This is a genomic window from Acinetobacter septicus (genome assembly GCF_019355975.1).
Taxonomy (GTDB): Bacteria; Pseudomonadota; Gammaproteobacteria; order Pseudomonadales; family Moraxellaceae; genus Acinetobacter; species Acinetobacter ursingii.
The window spans coordinates 1,919,145-1,941,578 of sequence record NZ_CP079898.1 but is presented as its reverse complement, the minus strand read 5'-3'; the positions used below and the strand labels follow the sequence as shown (position 1 = coordinate 1,941,578).

Below are 22,434 nucleotides of genomic sequence, written 5' to 3'. Positions count from 1 at the left end.
AGTATGGCTGAACTCTTGACGTTGGCACGCCCGTACGCCAAAGCAGCATTTGCTTACGCTTCTGAGCAAGGTGCAACTGACAATTGGTCGAATGCGTTACAAGTGCTCAGTGCTACGGTGCAAGACGAAGCATTTTCCGCTTATTTAAATCGCCCTGAGCTTACTCCTGTGGAGCAAGTCGGACTTTTTTCTAAAGTTTTAGGTGAAGAACAAACTCAGGCAGTGTCGAACTTTTTGACATTGCTTGCTGAAAATGATCGTTTGATTCTGTTACCTGAGATTACAGTAGAGTACGAACAGCTTAAATCACAGAATAGCAACACAGTAGATGTCGTGATTGAATCGGCATTTCCTTTAACTTCTGTACAAGAGCAGTTATTAACCCATGCTTTGGAAAAGCGTTTTAATAGTTCTGTGGTTGTGTCAGTAGAAGTTAACCCTGCGCTTATTGCAGGTGTGGTTATTCGTGCAGGCGATCAAGTGATAGATGACTCTGCGCTTAACAAGCTTGAAAAAATGCGGACTCGTCTTCTTGCTTAACCGCAAAAAGACTGAACTTAAAAAAGATTGAGGAATAGCGCAATGCAACAACTGAATCCATCCGAGATCAGTGCGCTCATTAAACAGCGTATCGGAGATCTGGACACCAGCGCGACCGCTAAAAACGAAGGTACCATTGTGATGGTATCCGACGGTATCGTGCGCATTCACGGCCTTGCTGATGCAATGTACGGTGAAATGATCGAATTCGACGGCGGCTTATTTGGTATGGCACTGAACCTAGAACAGGATTCAGTGGGTGCCGTTGTTTTAGGTAACTACCTAAGCCTGCAAGAAGGTCAAAAAGCTCGTTGTACAGGTCGTGTATTAGAAGTTCCAGTTGGTCCTGAGCTTCTTGGCCGTGTGGTCGATGCTTTGGGTAACCCAATTGACGGTAAAGGCCCTATTGATGCTAAATTGACTGATAAAGTCGAAAAAGTAGCACCAGGTGTTATTTGGCGTCAATCAGTCGACCAACCTGTTCAAACTGGTTATAAATCAGTAGATACCATGATTCCTGTTGGTCGTGGTCAGCGTGAGTTGATCATTGGTGACCGTCAGACGGGTAAAACAGCAATGGCGATTGATGCGATCATCGCTCAGAAAAACTCTGGCATTAAATGTGTCTACGTTGCAATTGGTCAAAAACAATCGACCATCGCAAACGTGGTACGCAAGCTAGAAGAAACTGGTGCTATGGCATATACCACTGTTGTCGCTGCTGCGGCTGCTGATCCTGCTGCAATGCAGTATTTGGCTCCGTACTCTGGCTGTACCATGGGTGAATATTTTCGTGACCGCGGTGAAGATGCACTGATCATTTATGATGATTTGTCGAAGCAAGCTGTTGCTTACCGTCAAATTTCATTGCTTCTTCGTCGTCCACCAGGTCGTGAAGCGTATCCAGGTGACGTATTCTATCTTCACTCACGTCTTCTTGAGCGTGCTTCGCGCGTTTCTGCTGACTATGTTGAGAAATTCACGAACGGTGCAGTAACTGGTCAAACTGGTTCTTTAACTGCGTTACCGATCATTGAAACTCAAGCGGGTGACGTCTCTGCATTCGTACCAACCAACGTAATTTCGATTACAGACGGTCAGATCTTCCTTGAGACATCATTATTCAACGCAGGTATTCGTCCTGCTGTGAACGCAGGTATTTCGGTATCTCGCGTAGGTGGTTCAGCTCAAACCAAGATCATTAAAAAATTGTCTGGTGGTATCCGTACCGCTCTAGCGCAATACCGTGAATTGGCTGCGTTTGCTCAGTTTGCTTCTGACCTTGATGAAGCAACGCGTAAACAACTTGAGCATGGTCAACGTGTAACTGAGTTAATGAAGCAAAAACAATATGCTCCTTACTCAATTGCTGACCAAGCTGTTTCTGTTTACGCGTCTAACGAAGGCTATATGGCTGACGTTGAAGTGAAGAAAATCGTAGACTTTGATGCTGCATTAATCGCGTATTTCCGTTCAGAACACGCGACATTGATGCAAAAAATTGATGACACTGGTGATTATAACAAAGACATCGAAGCTGAAATCAAAGCGGGTATCGAGAACTTCAAAGCGACTCAAACTTACTAATTTTTTAGCTTAAGTTTGGTTCACGGAATCAACCCTTCGAAGGCTGTTAAAAGCCTTCGACGACTAGGTTAAGCGTATGGCAAATTTAAAAGAAATTCGCGCCAAAGTAGCCAGTATCAAATCCACGCAGAAAATTACGCGTGCGATGCAGATGGTCGCTGCTTCAAAAATGCGTCGTGCGCAAGAGCGCATGGCTCAGGGCCGTCCGTATGCCGAAAATATGCACCGTGTAATTGCTCATTTGGTACAAGCGAATCCTGAATACAAACATCGTTATATGGTTGAACGCCCTGTAAAACGCGTTGGCTATATCATTGTGTCTTCAGATCGTGGTCTTGCTGGTGGTTTGAACATTAACCTGTTCAAAAAAGTGGTTAAACACGTTCAGCAACAACAAGAGCAGTCAATTGAAGTTCAATTTGCTTTGATTGGTCAAAAAGCGGTTTCGTTTTTTAAAAACTACGGCGGAAAAGTACTTGGTGCAACCACCAATATTGGTGATACTCCAAGTCTGGAACAGTTAACTGGCTCCGTACAGGTGATGTTGGATGCATTTGATAAAGGCGAGTTAGATCGTATTTATCTCGTATCAAACGGCTTTGTTAATGCCATGACTCAAAACCAGAAAGTAGAACAACTGGTGCCTTTGGCTGCGGCTGAAGAAAGCGAAAGTCTAAACCGTACTTACGGTTGGGATTATATCTATGAACCTGAAGCGGAAGAACTGCTGAATGGTTTATTGGTTCGCTATATCGAGTCGATGGTGTATCAGGGCGTGATTGAAAATATCGCGTGTGAGCAGTCTGCACGTATGGTTGCAATGAAAGCAGCAACTGATAATGCGGGCGAACTGATCAAGAGCCTACAACTTATTTATAACAAGCTGCGTCAAGCCGCGATTACTCAGGAGATTTCTGAGATCGTTGGTGGTGCCGCTGCCGTTTAACATTATTAGTTTGAATTGAGGAGACAGCAATGAGTAGCGGTCATATCATTCAGATCATCGGCGCGGTTATCGACGTCGAGTTTGAGCGCAACAGCGTTCCTAAGATCTATGACGCTCTCCAAGTTGACGGAACTGAAACGACTTTGGAAGTTCAGCAACAACTTGGTGATGGTGTTGTTCGTACAATTGCGATGGGATCAACTGAAGGTCTTAAACGCGGTTTGAATGTAACAAATACCCATGCGCCAATCTCTGTACCAGTAGGTCCTGCGACTTTGGGTCGTATCATGGACGTACTTGGTCGCCCGATTGATGAAGCAGGCCCAGTTGCAACTGAAGCGCGTTTACCGATTCACCGTCAAGCGCCTTCTTATGCTGAACAAGCAGCGTCTACTGATCTTTTGGAAACAGGGATTAAAGTCATCGACTTACTTTGCCCGTTTGCAAAAGGTGGTAAAGTTGGTTTGTTCGGTGGTGCGGGTGTTGGTAAAACCGTTAATATGATGGAGTTGATCAACAACATCGCCAAAGCTCACTCAGGTTTATCTGTGTTTGCTGGTGTTGGTGAGCGTACTCGTGAAGGTAACGACTTCTATCACGAAATGAAAGATTCTAACGTTCTTGACAAAGTAGCCATGGTCTACGGTCAGATGAACGAGCCACCTGGTAACCGTCTACGTGTAGCGTTGACTGGCTTGACCATGGCGGAATATTTCCGTGATGAAAAAGACGAAAATGGTAAAGGTCGTGACGTTCTTTTGTTCGTTGACAACATCTACCGTTATACCCTTGCAGGTACTGAAGTATCCGCATTGTTAGGTCGTATGCCATCTGCGGTAGGTTATCAGCCTACACTTGCAGAAGAAATGGGTGTTCTTCAAGAACGTATTACATCAACTAAATCTGGTTCGATCACATCGATTCAGGCAGTTTATGTACCTGCGGATGACTTGACGGATCCATCTCCAGCAACCACGTTTGCTCACTTGGACGCAACCGTTGTATTGAGCCGTGACATCGCGTCAAGTGGTATTTACCCAGCGATCGATCCACTGGATTCAACTTCGCGTCAGCTAGATCCATTGGTCGTTGGTGCTGAGCATTATGAAATTGCACGTTCTGTACAGAACGTATTGCAACGTTATAAAGAGCTTAAAGACATCATCGCGATCTTGGGTATGGATGAGTTAGCAGAAGAAGATAAATTGGTGGTTTACCGTGCGCGTAAAATCCAACGTTTCTTCTCTCAACCGTTCCACGTAGCTGAAGTATTTACAGGTGCTCCTGGTAAATTAGTACCACTTAAAGAAACGATTCGTGGCTTTAAAGGTCTTCTTGCTGGTGAATACGATCACATCCCAGAACAAGCGTTCTACATGGTGGGTGGTATTGACGAAGTGATTGCTAAAGCTGAGAAACTTTAATTAGCAACCCTAATTTAGGAGATTCTCATGGCGACGATGCAATGTGACGTAGTCAGTGTTAAAGAGTCAATTTACTCTGGAACAGTGACCATGCTGATCGCAAAAGGTGCGGGTGGTGAGCTGGGTATTTTACCTGGGCATGCGCCACTAGTGACTTTGCTCCAGCCGGGCCCGATTCGTGTTCAGTTGGAAAATGGTACAGAAGAAATTGTTTATGTATCAGGTGGTGTGCTAGAAGTTCAACCGCATGTCGTAACGATTCTTGCAGATACTGCAATTCGTGCCGACAACTTGGATGAAGCAGCAATTTTAGAAGCCCGTAAACAGGCTGAACAATTGCTTGCCAACCAAAAGAGCGATTTGGACTCTGCGGCTGCACTGGCATCTCTTTCTGAGATTGCGGGTCAGCTTGAAACCATCCGTAAAATTAAAAACCGTGCAATGTAAGTTGCCCGTTTTTAAAAGGCCACCGAAAGGTGGCTTTTTTTATGCTATAAGGTTTAAAAGGAATAAGAGATTATCAGATCAGCGTGGAATTAATTGAAATTGAACCACATTTTTGGGAACTGTATCGGCAGGCTGAACAGTTATTTTTGAGTATTGCGATTGATCTAAGTTCGGTTGTGTCTTGTTGGGATATCATTCTCACCCAGACAGAGGTTAGCGATTATCAAACAATAGGACGTGACAGTATTACCAGCCTTGCCAATCAATGTGTTGTACAGCTTTATCGAGGAGATGCAACCCGACTTGAGCAGCATGCTGCCAGCGCATCACAAAAACTGGAAATGTTAACAGCATTTAAAACCTGGCAAACACAGCAGGCGTCATCAGTTTAAGGTAAATATTCAATGATCAATTTTAAAGACGTGTCAGGTATCACGATTGAGCGGCTGGGAGAGCACGGTTTAAAGGCGCTCAGGATTTCCAATTCATTTTGTGATGCCCTGATTGCTTTTCAGGGTGCACAAGTTCTAGAGTTCCATCTCAAGCATCAGACTCAAACACAAGCATTACTCTGGCTCTCCGAGCTCAATTCATATCAGCCCGCAAAAGCCATACGCGGTGGCATACCGTTGTGTTTTCCTTGGTTTGGTGGACATCCAGAAGAAAAATCATACCCTTCACATGGTTTTGCTAGAAATTTAGATTGGCAATTAATGGATATGAACCTGACTGCATCAGGCCATCAATTGTTGTTTGAATTACGTGACAGTATACTAACACGGCGTTATTGGGATGCAGCCTTTGTGTTACAGATGAGCATTGATTGCGGTGAAACCCTTCAGTTCAGATTTAATTTAACTAATATTGACCAAAAAACCATTGAATTTAACTTTGCTTGGCACAGCTATTTTGCCGTCAACGCAGCAACCGCCACTATTACTGGTTTGGCAGGACTGAGCTATATTGATCAGCTACAACAGCATCAAGAAAAAATACAACTAGAACAACAACTCGAATTTGATACTGAAACTGATCGTATTTATCCGTTAACCAATGGAACTATTATATTGGCAGATCAGGATAATCGCCCGCTGAGCATTCAAAGTAATGCACCTAGCGCTGTCATATGGAACCCATGGATTGAGAAAGCGGCGCGTTTAAACGATATGCCTGATCACGCTTGGCAAGATTTTGTCTGTATAGAGTCGGCCGAACTTCGGATCTTGCCTCAGCAAGTTGAGCCTGGAAAAAGTTATACGTATCAATTAGAGATCAAAAACGCGTAGTGATGATGTAACTGTAAATAAATCTAAAGTGAATAACCTACCAAACTCCAACCTTAGTCATTTTATTCTGCTTTATAGTTGAGAATGGTTCTTATAATAATGAACAAATTCTTAATATGACATAAGACGGAGATAATAAAATGGGAAGCACAATGAAAGCTGCGGTGGTCACCGAGTTTAATCAACCGCTACAAATCAAGGATGTAGACATTCCAAAAGTCAGCGCAGGCAAGGTTCTGGTCAAGATGATTGCGACTGGGGTCTGCCATACTGATTTACATGCCATGCATGGTGATTGGCCAATTAAACCGAGTCTACCGTTTATTCCAGGTCATGAAGGCGTGGGTGAAGTTGTAGAGATTGGTGAAGGAATTACTCACCTGAAAGTGGGTGATAAAGTCGGTATCCCATGGTTATATTCGGCTTGTGGACATTGCGACCATTGTTACGCAGGTTGGGAAACCTTATGTAAGGAACAGCAAAATTCAGGGTATTCGGTCAATGGAAGTTTTGCTGAATATTGTCTGGCGGATGGTGAATATGTCGGTGTGATTCCAGATGGTGTGGATTTACTCGAAATCGCGCCAATCTTATGTGCAGGCGTGACCGTTTACAAAGGCCTGAAAATGACTGAAGCCAAAACAGGGGATTGGGTGGCGATTTCAGGTATTGGTGGCTTGGGTCATGTGGCGGTGCAATATGCCAAGACCATGGGATTTAATGTGGTTGCCATCGATGTCGATGACAGTAAACTGGCATTGGCCAAAGAATTAGGGGCTGATGTTGGGATTAATGCACTTAAGGTAGATGTAAAAGAAGAAGTATTGAAAGCCACTGGTGAAGGCTGTCATGGGGTATTGGTTACGGCGGTTTCACCAAAGGCATTTGAACAAGCGGTTTCGATTATTCGTCGTGGTGGCACCATGGTCTTGAATGGTCTACCACCAGGCAAGTTTGATCTCTCTATTTTTGATATGGTGTTAGATGGCATTACCGTGCGCGGTTCGATTGTCGGTACACGACTAGATTTGAAAGAAGCACTGGATATCGCGGCACGTGGTAAGGTCAAAGCACACATCAGTGTGGAGCCGCTAGAAAATATCAATGATATTTTTGATCGGATGGAACAGGGTAAAATCGATGGCCGTATTGTGATTGATTTTAAAAAATAAAGTGTTTCACCACTGAATCGAATCAAAACCCATTCTTTGAAGAGTGGGTTTTATCATTTCATGAGTTAGTATCAGAAGCTTCTTGAGATGTTTCAGATTGAGCGGAATCTGATTGCGGAATCATCATGCTTGCCAACTTTAACATTTCGCTTTGAACATTATTCATTTGCTGTTCGATCTGTTTAAAATTGACCTGATCCCAGTTGACTTGTCCATTTAAAAACGGACTTTTTAATACCTGTTGGTTGTTCTCCAGTATTTTTTTACGAACATCTTCAATTTCCTGACTTTTTAAATTTAAACTGTTTAATGCCTGATTAAAGCCTTGGAGTTGCTGCTGCAAGGTCATGGCGGTTTGCTGTAGTTGACGACTATCTTTGTCTTGAATGGCTTGCTGTAGTTCAGTTTGAGTTTGTTTTAATTGTTGAATGTAATCACCTGCGCGTAGTTGCAGATCAGCGACATCACGAGCGATATAAAAGAAATTACCACTTCTAAAATCGGAAGATGGGGTGTCTGTAGCTGCTTGATCAGTGATTTGGGCGGTCGCCTCATGATCTGATGCTGTCGTTTCCTGCGCATTATTTGTGGGAGGCTGATCACAACCTTGTAATGAAACCATAGTGGTTACGATAAGAGCAGAGATCAGCAGAGATCGACCAGAAAAAAATGTCATAATCAAAAAAATCAGTATTTAATTTCTTAGAATATGATGAAAAGATGGAGGGAGAATTGAGATTTGCAAAATTATAACAAAAGCAAAAATACCCTGAATACAAACCTTCATCTATCAAGGTTTGTATTCACCAAATAAGAAAGGTTATAAACGCGTGTAAACCAAGCGATTAGGTGAGCCTGTCTGGCTATCTGTTACCTTATTTGTTGTCGCTTTATTGAGAATACGATTGGTAATTTGTGATACGTTTTCACCTGTATATATTGCTCGTAAAATAGCGGCCAATCCCGCCAGATGTGGACTTGCCATCGAGGTGCCGCTGGCCGTTGCTGTCGCTGTATTATTAGAATACCAATCCGAAGTAATATTACTGCCAGGCGCAAAGATATCCAGACATTTTCCATAGTTAGAATAATTGGCGCGTTGATCCTGATTGGTGGTTGCGCCTACTGTAATCGCTGCAGGGACTCGTGATGGAGAATAGTTACACGCATCGGCATTGTTATTGCCAGCCGCGACCACTACGACAATATCTTTATTCACAACCCGATTAATTGCATCATCAAGTGCAGTTGAAGTTCCACCACCAAGTGACAAATTAACCACCGCATTCCTTGGGTTTTGAGAGGCAACCCAATCTAATCCTGCAATGACTGTTGATGTTGTTCCAGAACCATTACAATCCAGTACTCGAACAGGGATGATAGAAGCAGATTTGGCAATACCATATTTTGTACCTGCAATCGTTCCTGCAACATGTGTACCGTGACCATTACAGTCCGTGGTGCCATTACCATCAGATACTGCCGTATAACCCGCCTTCACTCGACCAGCAAAATCCTGATGAGAAGCCAGCACCCCAGTATCAACCACATAGACGGGTACACCCTGAGCATTACCATCGGCATTGTAGGTCGAATTTAAGGGAAGGTTACGCTGATCACTGCGATCTAATCCCCAAGTCGCATTGGTTTGAGTCGTGGCATTGCTTTTAAACACTTGATCTTTTTCGATCAGGCTGACTGTGGGATTTAATTTTAAAATACGAACGAATTCCTGTTCTACATTTTGTGGAATTTGAACAGCAACGCCTTGAAAAGCATGTTGATAAATGAATTTAATTTTCCCCTGAAATTGTTGGTTAAAATTGATCGAGTTTAATAAAAGATCGGTCACAGGCGTATTAAATTTAATCAGATAAGTTACCTGAGCAGGACTTGCCGCATGGGTTGTATGCGCCAATAGTCCGATCAGGGCGAGTGGCAAACAGCGTAGTATTCGTTTCATTTTAGCCATTCCAGTTTTTGTTTTAAGAGGTCATAATCTGAATATAAATTAATCTATTTCTATAACAAATCAATGAGAAATATAATATTTTAATGTGATTAAAGATTTTATTTTTCATTATTTTGTGATGAGTTTTGCTTTTAAATAAACTTTATTTATTCTAAAAATAAAGATGACAAAACATAGGATTTGTCATCTTTACAGCAAAATCTTATTTTGCTAACTCTGCCTGAATGGCATCGACTAAACGAGAGTCATCCGCAGTGATATCGGGTGCAAAACGTGCCACCACTTCACCTTTTTTATTGATTAAAAACTTCTCAAAATTCCAGAGAACTTCAGGCTTTGGATTTGGGGTTAGACCATATTCGACTAAATCTTGCCACCACGGTCCTTCACCAATACGTTCAGGCTGTGCAGTGATTAAAGTTTGATAAAGCGGATGCTTATCTTCACCTACGACAGAAATTTTGGAAAATATGGGAAAATGTACATCATAAGTCAACGAGCAGAACTGTTGAATTTCATCATTTGTACCAGGCTCCTGTTCCAAAAAATTATTGGCTGGAAAACCTAGAATTTCTAAACCATGCTCTTTTTGTGATTGGTATAGTTTTTCCAGTCCTTCATATTGAGGTGTTAAACCACACTTGGATGCTACATTGACAATCAATAACACTTTGCCTTGATACTGATTTAAAGTGGCTTCTTCCCCTGAGATCGTGTTGACTGGAATGTCGTAGACTGAATTGCTCATATAAGTCCTTAAAGTTGCATACATAAAAGAGATATCTTGTTTTAAGGAGATTTATGCAGAAAGGCAAGTGTTTTACTCTGGATTTCTGTGTATAACCGTGAAGTTATCCACAATGCACTCTGTTTATTGCATTTGAAGGGGAGTTTGACCTGTATAACGTTTAAAAAATTCAATAAAACTGGAGCTATGTTGATAACCTAAATCCAGTGCAATTCGTTTAATTGCCGTCCCTTGCTGAATTTGACCAATCGCATACACAATTTTGGCGCGATTACGCCATTCTGATAAAGATAATTGTAATTCCTGCTGGCTCAAACGTAGTGCATGACGTTCACTAATTTGAAAGCTTTGTAAAATCTGCTGCAAACTAGAATTAAACAACTGGGCTTGCCCTAATTTATCCAAAATGGGCGCGAGAGTTGGATGCGTGGTTTGGGGTAAATAATGATCATAACAATCTGCTGCCAGCATTTGATCGAACAAGACCTGTAATAACCGCAGATATTCTATCGAATCTGGAGAGTACTGATCATGTAATAACTCTTTTACCAAAGCATGAAAAAAAGGTCGGATTTCGAGGGTTTTAGGATTGGTATGAAACTGTGAACAAAGATCAGGATGGACTCTGATACAAATAAAATGCGTCGGTTGATCGACTGCAACACAAAAATGACTGGTTTGTGGCGGTAACCACAAACCATAATTAGGCGGTGCCAAGAAGGTACGTTCACCCACCTGAATTTCAAGCACACCATTTAAACTGAAGTTGAAATCTCCCCACAGTGAAGAATGCGGGCACACACTGTCATGCGGATGGAAAAAGAATTCGTGAATTTCCAATTGTTGAGCCAGATTTTGTAAGGCATTCTGTGTTGTGGGAATTACATCATTCATGCTTCATTTTCACAGCTGATTTTCGGATTATTTAAACCTTTAGCTAACGTGAAAATAGACAGCAAAGCTAAAAGAATAAAAGTGAGTACACCATAAATTAAAATATTTTCATTAAAATGATCAACTACAAAACCACCAAGTAATGATCCACTGGCAATCATCACCTGAAATAAGCCAACAAATAACGGCATTCCTTTTTCAACAGCTTGGGGTGCATGTACAAACATCCAGATATTGGCTGAGGTTGGAAATGCGCCAAATGCAAAACCCCATAAAGCAGTTAAGATAAATGCGCCTGTTTCATGAATGGCAAACACAGGAAATCCAAAGAATACAATAGCAAAACAGATTCCCACAAATGCTAAGGTATAACGAATATTTAAATTACCGCTATAACCTGCAAAAGCATTCCCGAAAACACCCGCGATGCCATACAGTAATAACAACATGCCAATGGTCGTGCCATCAAAGCCTGCAATATGTTTAAAAAATGGTGCCAAATAGCTATAAGCACAAAAATGTGCCAGCCCAATCAGCAGTACAATTAACATGCCACTACGAGCTTTGGGAATACGAAGTAAAGCAGGCAAGTCACGTAAATGAATGGCAGCATCAGGTCGTAATGGCGGTAAAAATACGACTTGAAGCATGAGCACGATAAAACCAATGACTGCCGTGATCGCAAAGGCACTGCGCCAACCATAAAACTCACTTAACCATGTGCCAATTGGAACACCTAGCACGGTGGCTAGTGTCACACCTGCCATGACGACGGCTGTGGCTTTGGCAATGGGTAAACTTTTGGGTGCCAGTTTGCCACTCAGGGCAATTGCAGTCGCCCAGAAACCTCCAATTGAAATCCCTAGAACTAATCGACTGAGTAACAGCAGGGTAAAATTGTCAGAAAATGCAGTAATCGTATTTGCAATGACCATTATAAAGGTGAGTAAAATCAGCACATAACGACGATCGAGTTGTTTCATTGCCACAGGTAGTAAAGGCGCAGCAAAAGCAGCCATTACACCTGGAAGGGTAATAATCAGCCCAGCCGTACCTGTTGAAATATTTAAATCGCTGGCCACGCTATTGAGGACACCAATCGGTAAAAATTCGCTGGTGACCAAAGTAAATGCGGCAATCGAAACTGCCAATATCGCCAGCCAGCTACCTTGTGGGGCAGGACTGGGCGGAATGGGTGTTGAGCTATCCATTGAATTTCAACCTTATTGTAGGAATAGAAATGCGTCAATTTATTTTCATAGTGATCACTATGAAAATAAAATAGTTGAAAAAAATATCAGCGTCAATTAATTTAATAATGATTGTTATAAAAATAGCTGTGAGCTTTATGACAAAATTAGATAAAACACTGGTTTTGGATGAGCCGATTGCGTTAGCAAAGAAAAAACGCGGTCGACCAAAGTGCTTTAATGAGCAACAGGCCTTGGAAAAAGCCATGTTGTTGTTTTGGGAGCATGGTTATGAAGCTACCTCAATCAGTGATCTTACTCAAGCGTTGGAACTGACGGCACCGAGTCTATACAGTAGTTTTGGTGACAAAGCTGGGCTGTTCTATCAATGTATTGATTATTATCTGGCTCATGAAGCTTGTCCGATCCTCCGCATTTTTTTAGAAGCTAAAACCGCCAAGGTTGCATTTGAGCTGTATCTATATGACAACGTCAAACGTTTGGCTCAACCCAATAAGCCCAAAGGCTGTATGTTAATTACTGCTGCCATGAATGGCTCGGAACAAGCGCAAGATATACAATATAACCTACTTGAAAAACGTTTAGCGACCAAACAAAAACTATGTGAACGCTTACAACAAGGTGTTCTGGAGGGTGATTTATCTAAACATGCGCCTATTGCAACGATGACTAATTTTTATTGTACTGTCATTCAAGGTTTAACGGTGCAGGCACGGGATGGCGCAGAAATTGATGAATTGAATCATGTGGTGGAACATGCCATGAAAGCATGGGACTTATTTGATCAATAACCCGATTTTGATCAATAAGCGATGTCTTAACTGCGATACAAATATCTGATTTGCGATATTTCAATTTATCTCGACAAGGATAAAATAGATTTATTCTCATTTAATTTGAAAAATTCATGAAAGATGTTGCAAAAGTCCATTGGTGGGCATTGTTACTGCCCATGCTGGCTGTATTAATTTGGTCGCTGAACATTACAGTGACTCGCTATGTGGCCGATTATATTTCTCCAGTGAGCATTAGTTTTTATCGCTGGCTGGTGGCATTTTTAGTATTGACACCTTTTATCCTGCCTCAAGTCTGGAAACAACGGATGCTGGTACGGCGGCATTTGGGGCAACTGGCGGTGTTAAGTGCCTTTGGGATGGTGCTATATCAAGGACTGGCTTATAGTGCTGCACATTATACCACTGCGACCAATATGGGGATTATCAATGCCTTTATTCCAGTGTTTACCATTTTTGTCTCAATGTTTATTTTAAAGGATATTCCCAATAAATTTGCTGTGATCGGGAGTTTGATTTCTTTTTTTGGTCTCATGTATGTCATGAGTCAGGGACATCTTGCCAACTTATTGCAAAGTGGTGGGCATTGGGGCGATGCCATCATGGTTGTTGCGGTGTTTTTCTATGCCTTTTATGGGGTGTTTTTAAAGAAATGGCAGTTACAGATTCCGTTATTGATCAGTCTATATGTGCAAATCGGATTTGCCCTGATTTATCACCTGCCCTTTATTGTTTGGTTGGGACTTGATTCGATTAATCTTCAAAATGGACCAAGTGTTTTTTATGCGGGCATTTTTCCATCACTGATTGCACCATTATTGTGGATGGTAGCTGTTCAGCAAATTGGACCCAATCGAACCAGTATTTTTATGAATCTGATGCCTGTATTTACAGCAATTATTGCCAGTCTGTGGTTGTCAGAACACTGGACGATCTATCATACATTTGGTGGAATGATGATCTTGCTGGGCATCATTTTGGCGCAAAAGAAAACATCAATAAAAACGAAAAAGATCATTCCAAACTAGATATATGACTTTTAAGCAGCAGGGTGGACAGGGATGTTCCACACTTGTGCAGAATCTCTACGCTATTCAAACGATGGCGTTTCTTAAACGTTTATCAAGCAATAAGCTAAAGTCACATTGCAAGGGGTTAATTAAATAACCTATTGATTATTTTTGTTTTATTTAAATTTTGATTTGATCGATTCATTGGCTCTATTTTAGTTTTTATATAACCTTTATTTAAAAATGATCAATTAAAAACAACACAGCTCATGTTGGCGCAAAGGTTGCATTTTAGCTTGATGTGTTCTGGAAAATAAATCTTTGGTTCAGCGTAAGTTTATTTTCTGGTGTCTTTATACCATAACAAAAATGGGGTAGTGCGATGTCTGTTGAAATGAACAAAAATCCAAATCAGCTTCACGATCAAAGCCAACAGGGTTTATTTTCCAAATTATTTTCAAAATTCAAAAAGACTGCATTTTGTGCAGCCAGTAGCGGTTTACTCACACTCGGTGCTTTATCGACGACAGCCACAGTCGTAACGACTGCACATGCCGCTGACCCGCTCAAAGCTGCTTTTGTCTACATAGGCCCACCGGGGGATCATGGGTGGACTTACGCACATGATCAATCGCGTATTCGTACCGAACAAGACCTTAAAGGGGCGGTGAAAACCACTTTTGTGGCCAATGTGCCTGAAACAGGTGATGCTGAACGTGTTTTTCGTAACCTCGCGCAACAAGGCAATAAGGTCATTTTTGGCACGTCATTTGGTTATATGAATGCAATGGAGAAAGTCTCACGTACTTATCCAAATACAGTGTTTATGCATGCCACAGGTTATAAATCTGGCAAAAATATGGGCAATTATAATATTCGTACTTATCAGGGTGCGTATTTGCTTGGTGTGTTGGCGGGAAGTAAGAGCAAGACTGGTAAAATTGGTTTTGTAGGTTCGTATCCAATCCCAGAAGTAGTGCGCAATATTAATGCGTTTACTATTGGTGCGCGTAGTGTCAATCCAAAAATTACCACCCAAGTGGTCTGGGTCAGTTCTTGGTTTGATCCGGGTAAAGAACGTGATGCTGCTTTAGCCTTGATTTCACAAGGGTGCGATGTGTTATTACAAAATACCGATTCGCCAGCAGTGGTACAGGCGGCCAAGCAAAAAGGGGTTTGGGGTCTCGGTTGGAATTCGGATATGGATAAATTTGGTGGCGATGCGCAATTAGCTGCGGCGGTACTGCATTGGGATCCGATTTATGAAAAAGTGCTGAAAGATGTTGCTGCGAACAAATGGACCAATGCGCCGATTTATTATGGAGTCAAAGAAGGCACGGTCAATGTGGAAAATATTGGAAAAGCAGTTTCGGCTGACGCTAAAAAAATGGTTTTGGCTCGTCGTGATGCCATTAAGGCAGGTAAACTGAATCCATTTGCAGGTCCACTGTATACACAAGCTGGCAAAGAGTTTGTCAAAGCAGGCAGTGTTTATACCGAAGCACAACTGGATAAGATGAACTTCTATGTACAAGGTGTTCAGGGCGTATTGCCAAAATAAATTGTAAAATTTAAGTCAATGATTTTTCTGAGGAAGATGGACATGATCACAGGACAATGGATCCCTTTAGTTCCTTCGGTGTTGATCGAAGCGGGTGAAGTGGAACAATTTCTGGTAGAAGATAAAGATGTTGCCGTATGGCGCTCTATTCAGGGTCATGTCCAAATTTGGGAAAATCGTTGTCCGCATCGCAGTGTGCGTTTAAGTCTGGGACAAGTACAAGGCGAAAGTCTCGTGTGTGCCTATCATGGTTGGCAGTTTGCTGCTGAAGATGGGCATTGTCAGCGAATACCTGCTCAACCTGATCAACGTGCGCCGAAAAGTTTATGTGCCAAGTCTTATGCTGTCACTGAAAAGTCAGGCATGATCTGGTATGGCGGTGATGCTGATTGTTGTGCTGATCTTCCTTTGGAGGAAGTGCCGTTCGTTTATGCAGGTTCGGTCACACTGTCGACGACATTGCCTCAGGTACAGGATTATCTATCTGAACTGGGGATAAGTGACTGCGTTAGTCACAATCGGTTAGTGTGGCAAGGTCATGCTAAAGATTCCGCACTACGCATTTATTTAACACCTACTCAGTCCAATGTGGTGACCATACATGCGATGTTATTGCAAGAAGAACATGCAACCCAGCGTCATCCTTTGTTAAATCAGATGCGACAGGATTTGGAGATGGAGCAATTGAGTTATGTCTAATCAGCATCTTCCATCACTTGCACCAAGCTTGGTTGGCGAGTGGATTGTGTTGGCGTCTGAACAGGAGTTTGTTCAGCAGCAACAGATCAAAACTCGTCTGGATGGCCATAATTTGACGATCCAGCAAGATATTATCCATGCTGAAAAAGTGTATCAGATTCGATTTGATGCACTCGATATTGCTCCATCAGATATTGCAGTACAAGCGGCTTATGGCTTTGTCTGGTTGTGTATTGGTACTGAGAAAAAACCACTATTTCAGCTACAAGAATATGATGTTGCCGCCGCCCGCCGTGTACCCTGTGGCGCTTATGGTGTGCGGACTTCGCCATTGCGTGGTATTGAAAATTTTCTGGATATGGCACATTTTCCTTATGTACATACAGGGATATTGGGCGCTGAACCAGAAACCGCTGTCAAACCTTATCAAGTTGAATGGCGTGAAGAGGTCGATGAAATTTGGGCAACCGAATGTTTTTTTACTCAACCGCTTGCTGCACCGAGTTCTCCTCAGCCACAGGAAACTGAATATGTTTATCGTGTTGCTTCCCCCTTAAATGCGATTTTATATAAAGTGAATACTGCGGCTGAGGGAATTATTCCTGCCGATGTGGTGTGTCTGTTTATTCAACCCTTGAGTGAAACTCATATTCGAGCGCATTTACTCATGATTCTGGATGATCAGACCAGTAGCATAACCGATATGGTGTTGTTTCAGCAGAAAATTTTTACACAGGATAAACCGATTCTGGAAAATCATCTGCCTTTGAAACTTCCACTTGAAAAATTGGAAATTCCAACTAAAGCCGATGCACTGGCGACCGCCTATCGTAAATGGTTGATCGCGAAAAACTGGAGTTATGGTGTACATCAAAATACCCAGAGGGAGCATGTGGCATGAACTTAAATCAATCACAAGCGGCTTTTCAACTCGCGGATGATCCATTATCTACGGATTGTTACAGTGTTCGTTTGCTACTTGAGTTTTTACAGCTTCCTTATCAATCCATCTATGCAGATGTCGAGCAACTGGAGCGCAAATTTGAATGTCCTGTTTTGTTCGATTCCACGTCAAACCATTCTGGGTTGATGCCTATTTTTAAACAACTGCTTGAAATAACAAAAAATCAATTGCAATGGATGCCTGAAAATTTGTCATCACAAATACAGGCTTGGTCTGATTTTAATGAAACACTTAAATTCAGTTTAGGAATCTTACGTCAGGCGAATTTGTCGGTCGATCAATTTTTATCTAATGAGGAACAGCTGATCCAACAGGCAACACAACAATTACGCGAATTAGATGATCACTTATGTGAGCAAACTGTTATTGGGCAGGGCTATTTATTGGGCTCACACCCCACGATTGCCGACTTGATGATCTTTCCACAAGTCGCGCTGGCATGGGATGCTGGACTGAGCTTAGTGCCATTTTTGCATATTCGTCGCTGGATCAATCGTATTCGTCATCAAAGTCACTTTATTCCTATGGCAGGTTTATTGGCTGTCAATTGAAATAATTCATAAAAAAACTGTTTTTATTTTCATCATTGTGAATAGTGCTGTTCTATTACATGCCAGAGATGGTATAAATTTTGCCTATAAACTTCGTTTTAGTAAAATAAGGACAGCTTGGTGATTCATCCTACAAACAAATGGGAAGCGTTGGATGCACATTTATTGCAAGTGTTATATGTGCTCTTGACTGAAAAAAGTGTATCTAATGCAGCCAAACGACTGAATCAATCACAACCTGCCATTAGTACTGCTTTAAAAAAACTCAGGGAAATTACGGGTGATCAACTTTTGGTGCGTAGTCGAAATGGCATGACTCCAACTGAGCGTGGATTATCTCTACTTGAGCCTGTGAGTCAGGTACTCAGCCAACTCGAACTGATCGCGACTCAGCAAGTCAATTTTGATCCTGCGCAATCGCGCCAAGTCTTTAATCTGGCTGCATCCGATTATTTAAATCCGATCGCGATTGGTGAAATTCTGCGTAGGATTCATGTGGAAGCTCCGCATTGTACGGTGATTATGCATTCGATGGGACACAATGTGGATTATGCCCATGCACTGGAAAGTGGCATGTATGATGCGGTGATTGGCAATTGGCCGCAACCCCCAGAATATTTACGGCTTGCGCCACTGTTTGAAGATGAAGTCGTTTGCCTGATGCGTAAGTCACACCCACTCGCCAACAAAGCTTTATCCATGGATGATTATTTAAATGCTGATCATATTGCACCCACACCTTATACGGTTGGCCAACGTGGTGTCATCGATTTACATTTATCTAAAGAACGACTGAAACGTAATATTGTGGCATTTATTCCATATTTTGGGATGATTCCGTACATGTTGCTACAACTTGACGCGATTTTCTCTGCACCGCGCTCATTTTCTCGCCATTATAGTGCATTATTACCGTTGACGATTTCGACAGCACCGATTCAGTTTCCTAAAATTTCTTATTATCTACTTTGGCATGAACGCCAGCACCGCTCTCCTGAATTTCGTTGGTTCCGTGATTTGGTGATTTCGGTGCTGAGAAATGATAGTCATGTGGTCAATTAATTAATTCTTCGCAGTTTCATTCTCTCAATCACTTACGTTCAAGCACAGGGAGGTCGTGCAGCTATTGCCCTGTGCTTTTAATGCTCTGTATTTTCATGAAATTCGATTAAAAAAAGACTGAATTGCGGGTTTATATCTATTTTAACATAAGCAACATTGTACATTTTTAATATGCCAATCTTTGGTAGGAAATTTGCCTTTATCTCTAAGTCAGATCGTTTTGCATTGGGGCAAACGTGATTTTAACAAAGCAATCAATCAGTATCTTGAAACGAATATTGTGCGCTTTGATCTTAACAAGGTGATAAGGGGAAATGTGTAATGAAAGTATTACAACAAGGTAATGCACTTAAAACGTTAATGACTGCTATGGCGACTATTCTAGGGGGAGTAGGTGTCATGCAATCTGCACAGGCCGCAACATGGAGTGATACTTCGATTGGTTGGCGCTACGGCACTCAATTTGCTGAACCGTATAAAAATGATGCAGATGGCAGCCGTACTGATATTACCAAACAAATTTTTAACCTGACCCATGCCAGTGGCGATAAATATGGTTCAAATTTCTTTAATGTCGACTTGCTTCAGTCTAATGATGAGCCAAATAGCACGCAATCCAACAATAAAGGCACTCAGGAAGCTTATGTGGTTATCCGTCGCTATCTGGATTTAGGTGCAATCACCAAAACCAACTTATCTGTACCAGGCTACATTCGTGGCGCAGGTTTAACAGCAGGGTTGGACTGGAATACCAAAAATGATAGTTATAGTTCTAAAAAGCGGATGTGGGTGGTTGGACCAACGATTCAATTTGATGTGCCTGGCTTTCTAGATTTTAGCATCTTGGCATTATTTGAAAGTAATGATCCTTCCTCAGATACACCACGTTTTGGCTATTCTTCTGGTCGCTATACTTACGATACACATGCAGCAGCTCAATTCACTTGGGGCATTCCGATTGCAAAAACACCATTATCTTTTGAAGGTTATGCACTCTGGATTGACTCTAAAGGAAAAAATGAATCGGGTGGCGATACCAAAGCTGAAACCCATATCGATGCACGGGTGATGTATGACCTAAGTTCAGTGATAGGTCTTAAAGGCAGTAAGTTGCGTGCTGGTGCAGGTTATGAGTACTGGAAAAATAAATTCGGCAATGATACCGATGGTTTTGCCGGAAAAGGCGCAACAGCCAGTACTCCAATGGTTCGTGTGGACTACCACTTCTAAAATGTATTGAGGATGCAGGTTGAGCGTAAGCAACAAGACCTTAGCTTGTTTACGCTCCATCCTCATGTTCAAGTGCCATTGAATCCCAAGGGACAGCGAAATGACAACACATGATCAGGCCACAGCTCAAGACCTGTTTTTTTTAAGAAAAACCTTTGAACTGGCAGAACAAACCAAACAACAAGGCTTACATCCTTTTGCTGCGATTGTCGTGAATGCACAAGGGGAAATCGTGACACAGGCAGGCAATAACTCATTACCACCCACAGGTGATCCGACTCGCCATGCAGAAACTGTAGCCGCAGGACAGGCTGCGCGACTGTTACCCTTAGAACAGCTTCGAGGTTGCACGTTATATACCAATGCAGAACCCTGTGCGATGTGTTCAGGTGCCATTTATTGGACGGGCATTGGTCGCGTGGTTTATGGCATGAGTGAGGGTCAATTACTCGAAATCACGGGTAATCATCCAGAAAACCCAACTTTATCTTTACCTTGCCGACAGGTCTTTGCCAGTGGACAACGAGCTATACAAGTGATTGGACCGTGTTTAAGTGAAGAAGCAGCACAAGCCCATCAGGGGTTCTGGTCTTGATACAAGCCTGAAGCTGATCATTATTTTATTTTTTAAATGATCTATATCTACGAAAGCAATGTGATTTTAGCATGGCATGTCCCTTGCTTCATTTCAATCACCTGAACCAAAGAGATGACATGATGGCACTACCTTCCGATACAATCTCTGTTGATCCTGTCTTCAATACGACGAGCAACAAGTCAACGCCTATTATGCAGCAAAATCGTCTGGAACTGATCAATATTACCAAGCGCTATGGCAGCTTAGTCGCCAATGATCAAATTAGCTTACAGGTCGCACCAGGTGAAATCCATGCAGTGCTTGGAGAAAATGGCGCAGGTAAAAGCACCCTGATGAAGATTATTTATGGTGCTGTCAAAGCCGATGAAGGAGAAATTGTCTGGAATGGTCGTTCGGTCAGTATCGAAAGTCCTGCCGCAGCCCGACGTTTGGGAGTTGGGATGGTCTATCAGCATTTCTCGTTATTTGAAACCCTGACCGTTGTGGAAAATATTGCATTGGGCTTGGATGAAAAATTTGATCTAAACGCCTTATCCAAACGCGTGATTGAGGTGTCTGAAAAATATGGATTGCCTATTGATCCAAAAAGAACGGTTTATAGTTTATCGGTCGGGGAACGGCAACGGGTTGAAATTGTTCGTTGTTTATTGCAAAACCCATCATTGCTCATTTTAGATGAACCGACTTCAGTGCTGACGCCTCAAGCAGTGTTGACCTTATTTGAAACCCTACGTCGTCTGGCCAGCGAAGGCGTATCAATTTTATATATCAGTCATAAACTCAATGAGATACAAACGCTCTGTGACTGTGCCACTATTTTACGTGGTGGAAAGGTTACAGGCACGACCATTCCAAAACAAGAAAGTACCGCTAGTCTGGCCAAAATGATGATAGGTCGTGATCTTCCTGCTTACGAACATCCAGTTTATACAGGTGAAAGTCTGCCTATATTTGAAGTCAAACAGCTCAATGTGCAGGCACCCGATATTTTTGGGACATCCCTTGAGAATATTCAGCTCAGTGTAAAAACAGGTGAGATTCTAGGGATTGCAGGGATTTCTGGAAACGGTCAGGCTGAACTTTTGACAGCTTTGTCTGGTGAAATCACCACAGCCAAAGATTGTGTTCTGTTAGAAGGTCGTGCGATTGGGAATTTAAATGCAGGACAACGCCGTGCACTAGGTTTTGGCTTTGTACCCGAAGAACGTTTGGGACGTGGCGCAGTGCCTGCCATGAGTTTAACTCAAAATGCATTGTTGACCGCATTTCGACAAGGCTTTGTTCGTTATGGACTGGTCAGTTATGAAAAAGCACGTCAGTTTGCACAGGACTGTATTCAAAAATTTGCAGTAAAAGCTTCTGGCACTGAAGCTGCTGCTCGTTCCTTATCGGGCGGTAACCTACAAAAATTCATCGTAGGACGTGAAATTTTACAACAGCCTAAAGTCATGGTGGTGGCACAACCGACTTGGGGTGTCGATGTCGGAGCCGCAGCTTTTATCCGGCAAACTTTGATTGATTTATCCCGTCAAGGGGTTGCCATCATCGTGATTTCTGAAGAACTGGAAGAATTATTTGAGATCAGTGATCGAATTGCTGTTCTGGCGGCAGGTCGCCTGAGCCAAGCTCAACCTGTCAGCGAAACCAATGCAGAAGCCATTGGTTTGATGATGTCAGGATTAAATCGGCAAGCTGAAAGCTCAAGTGTTTTAAGCGCAACAGCTTAGACCATTTCATT

The 22,434-nt window shown here is 42.3% G+C and carries 23 protein-coding genes; 18 read left to right on the top strand and 5 right to left on the bottom strand.

All coding sequences use genetic code 11. The features are described 5' to 3' along the window. The first annotated feature begins 3 nt into the window (after positions 1-3). From I6L31_RS09375 to adhP, 8 genes are all read left to right on the top strand, one after another. The gene (locus I6L31_RS09375) at positions 4-540 is read left to right on the top strand and encodes a F0F1 ATP synthase subunit delta (protein ID WP_005001678.1); all 537 of its coding nucleotides are present in this window, start codon (positions 4-6) and stop codon (positions 538-540) included. A gap of 42 nt (positions 541-582) precedes the next feature. After that, complete coding sequence (gene atpA / locus I6L31_RS09370; RefSeq protein ID WP_005001680.1) at positions 583-2,127, top strand: F0F1 ATP synthase subunit alpha; 1,545 nt, start codon at positions 583-585, stop codon at positions 2,125-2,127. A 76-nt stretch (positions 2,128-2,203) separates the two neighbouring features. Then, positions 2,204-3,073 carry a F0F1 ATP synthase subunit gamma gene (gene atpG, locus I6L31_RS09365; protein WP_004985623.1) on the top strand — a complete coding sequence of 290 codons (870 nt, stop codon included), beginning with the start codon at positions 2,204-2,206 and terminating at the stop codon, positions 3,071-3,073. Positions 3,074-3,102: 29 nt separating this feature from the next. Next, a complete protein-coding gene (gene atpD, locus I6L31_RS09360; protein WP_004985622.1) occupies positions 3,103-4,497 on the top strand; it encodes a F0F1 ATP synthase subunit beta in 1,395 nt (464 codons plus the stop codon). A gap of 27 nt (positions 4,498-4,524) precedes the next feature. Further along, on the top strand, positions 4,525-4,944 hold the full coding sequence (locus tag I6L31_RS09355) for a F0F1 ATP synthase subunit epsilon (RefSeq protein ID WP_004995460.1): 420 nt from the start codon (positions 4,525-4,527) through the stop codon (positions 4,942-4,944). Between the two features lie 83 nt (positions 4,945-5,027). Continuing rightward, complete coding sequence (locus I6L31_RS09350; RefSeq protein WP_005001682.1) at positions 5,028-5,336, top strand: hypothetical protein; 309 nt, start codon at positions 5,028-5,030, stop codon at positions 5,334-5,336. Between the two features lie 12 nt (positions 5,337-5,348). Further along, entirely contained in the window at positions 5,349-6,230 is an 882-nt protein-coding gene (locus I6L31_RS09345; protein ID WP_005001685.1) for a D-hexose-6-phosphate mutarotase, read from the top strand. Between the two features lie 140 nt (positions 6,231-6,370). Beyond that, positions 6,371-7,402 (top strand): alcohol dehydrogenase AdhP, encoded by a 1,032-nt coding sequence (gene adhP, locus I6L31_RS09340; RefSeq protein ID WP_005001687.1) that lies wholly within the window; start codon positions 6,371-6,373, stop codon positions 7,400-7,402. A 58-nt stretch (positions 7,403-7,460) separates the two neighbouring features. Here the strand turns inward: adhP and I6L31_RS09335 are convergent, their stop codons facing one another. The 5 genes from I6L31_RS09335 to I6L31_RS09315 all read right to left on the bottom strand — a co-directional run bounded on the left by I6L31_RS09335 (position 7,461) and on the right by I6L31_RS09315 (position 12,227). Beyond that, positions 7,461-8,078 carry a hypothetical protein gene (locus tag I6L31_RS09335; protein WP_005001689.1) on the bottom strand — a complete coding sequence of 206 codons (618 nt, stop codon included), beginning with the start codon at positions 8,076-8,078 and terminating at the stop codon, positions 7,461-7,463. A 144-nt stretch (positions 8,079-8,222) separates the two neighbouring features. Further along, complete coding sequence (locus I6L31_RS09330; RefSeq protein ID WP_005001690.1) at positions 8,223-9,365, bottom strand: S8 family peptidase; 1,143 nt, start codon at positions 9,363-9,365, stop codon at positions 8,223-8,225. A gap of 211 nt (positions 9,366-9,576) precedes the next feature. Next, positions 9,577-10,122: a glutathione peroxidase gene (locus tag I6L31_RS09325; RefSeq protein WP_004985611.1), complete on the bottom strand. Its 546-nt coding sequence runs from the start codon at positions 10,120-10,122 to the stop codon at positions 9,577-9,579. 123 nt (positions 10,123-10,245) lie between these two features. Next, positions 10,246-11,016, bottom strand: a complete 771-nt coding sequence (locus I6L31_RS09320) for a helix-turn-helix transcriptional regulator (protein WP_004985610.1) — start codon at positions 11,014-11,016, stop codon at positions 10,246-10,248. Next, positions 11,013-12,227, bottom strand: a complete 1,215-nt coding sequence (locus tag I6L31_RS09315; RefSeq protein ID WP_005001692.1) for an MFS transporter — start codon at positions 12,225-12,227, stop codon at positions 11,013-11,015. The genes I6L31_RS09320 and I6L31_RS09315 overlap by 4 nt, the downstream gene beginning before the upstream one ends. A 137-nt stretch (positions 12,228-12,364) precedes the next feature. Between I6L31_RS09315 and I6L31_RS09310 the strand changes: the two genes are divergently transcribed. From I6L31_RS09310 to I6L31_RS09265, 10 genes are all read left to right on the top strand, one after another. Then, on the top strand, positions 12,365-13,018 hold the full coding sequence (locus I6L31_RS09310) for a TetR/AcrR family transcriptional regulator (protein ID WP_005001694.1): 654 nt from the start codon (positions 12,365-12,367) through the stop codon (positions 13,016-13,018). A gap of 116 nt (positions 13,019-13,134) precedes the next feature. Then, positions 13,135-14,049 (top strand): DMT family transporter, encoded by a 915-nt coding sequence (locus tag I6L31_RS09305; protein WP_005001695.1) that lies wholly within the window; start codon positions 13,135-13,137, stop codon positions 14,047-14,049. Between the two features lie 364 nt (positions 14,050-14,413). Further along, positions 14,414-15,592 carry a BMP family ABC transporter substrate-binding protein gene (locus I6L31_RS09300; protein ID WP_005001696.1) on the top strand — a complete coding sequence of 393 codons (1,179 nt, stop codon included), beginning with the start codon at positions 14,414-14,416 and terminating at the stop codon, positions 15,590-15,592. A gap of 42 nt (positions 15,593-15,634) precedes the next feature. Then, positions 15,635-16,291, top strand: a complete 657-nt coding sequence (locus tag I6L31_RS09295; RefSeq protein WP_005001699.1) for a Rieske 2Fe-2S domain-containing protein — start codon at positions 15,635-15,637, stop codon at positions 16,289-16,291. Next, positions 16,284-17,192 carry a hypothetical protein gene (locus I6L31_RS09290; RefSeq protein WP_005001702.1) on the top strand — a complete coding sequence of 303 codons (909 nt, stop codon included), beginning with the start codon at positions 16,284-16,286 and terminating at the stop codon, positions 17,190-17,192. The genes I6L31_RS09295 and I6L31_RS09290 overlap by 8 nt, the downstream gene beginning before the upstream one ends. Then, complete coding sequence (locus I6L31_RS09285; RefSeq protein ID WP_005001705.1) at positions 17,189-17,806, top strand: glutathione S-transferase family protein; 618 nt, start codon at positions 17,189-17,191, stop codon at positions 17,804-17,806. Before I6L31_RS09290 ends, I6L31_RS09285 begins: the two co-directional genes overlap by 4 nt. Positions 17,807-17,926: 120 nt before the next feature. Beyond that, positions 17,927-18,868: a LysR substrate-binding domain-containing protein gene (locus I6L31_RS09280; protein WP_005001706.1), complete on the top strand. Its 942-nt coding sequence runs from the start codon at positions 17,927-17,929 to the stop codon at positions 18,866-18,868. 321 nt (positions 18,869-19,189) lie between these two features. After that, positions 19,190-20,098, top strand: coding sequence for a hypothetical protein (locus I6L31_RS09275; RefSeq protein WP_004985591.1), 909 nt, complete (start codon positions 19,190-19,192; stop codon positions 20,096-20,098). 100 nt (positions 20,099-20,198) lie between these two features. Then, on the top strand, positions 20,199-20,693 hold the full coding sequence (locus I6L31_RS09270; protein WP_004985588.1) for a nucleoside deaminase: 495 nt from the start codon (positions 20,199-20,201) through the stop codon (positions 20,691-20,693). 119 nt (positions 20,694-20,812) lie between these two features. Further along, on the top strand, positions 20,813-22,423 hold the full coding sequence (locus I6L31_RS09265; protein ID WP_005001707.1) for an ABC transporter ATP-binding protein: 1,611 nt from the start codon (positions 20,813-20,815) through the stop codon (positions 22,421-22,423). Positions 22,424-22,434 lie beyond the last annotated feature (11 nt).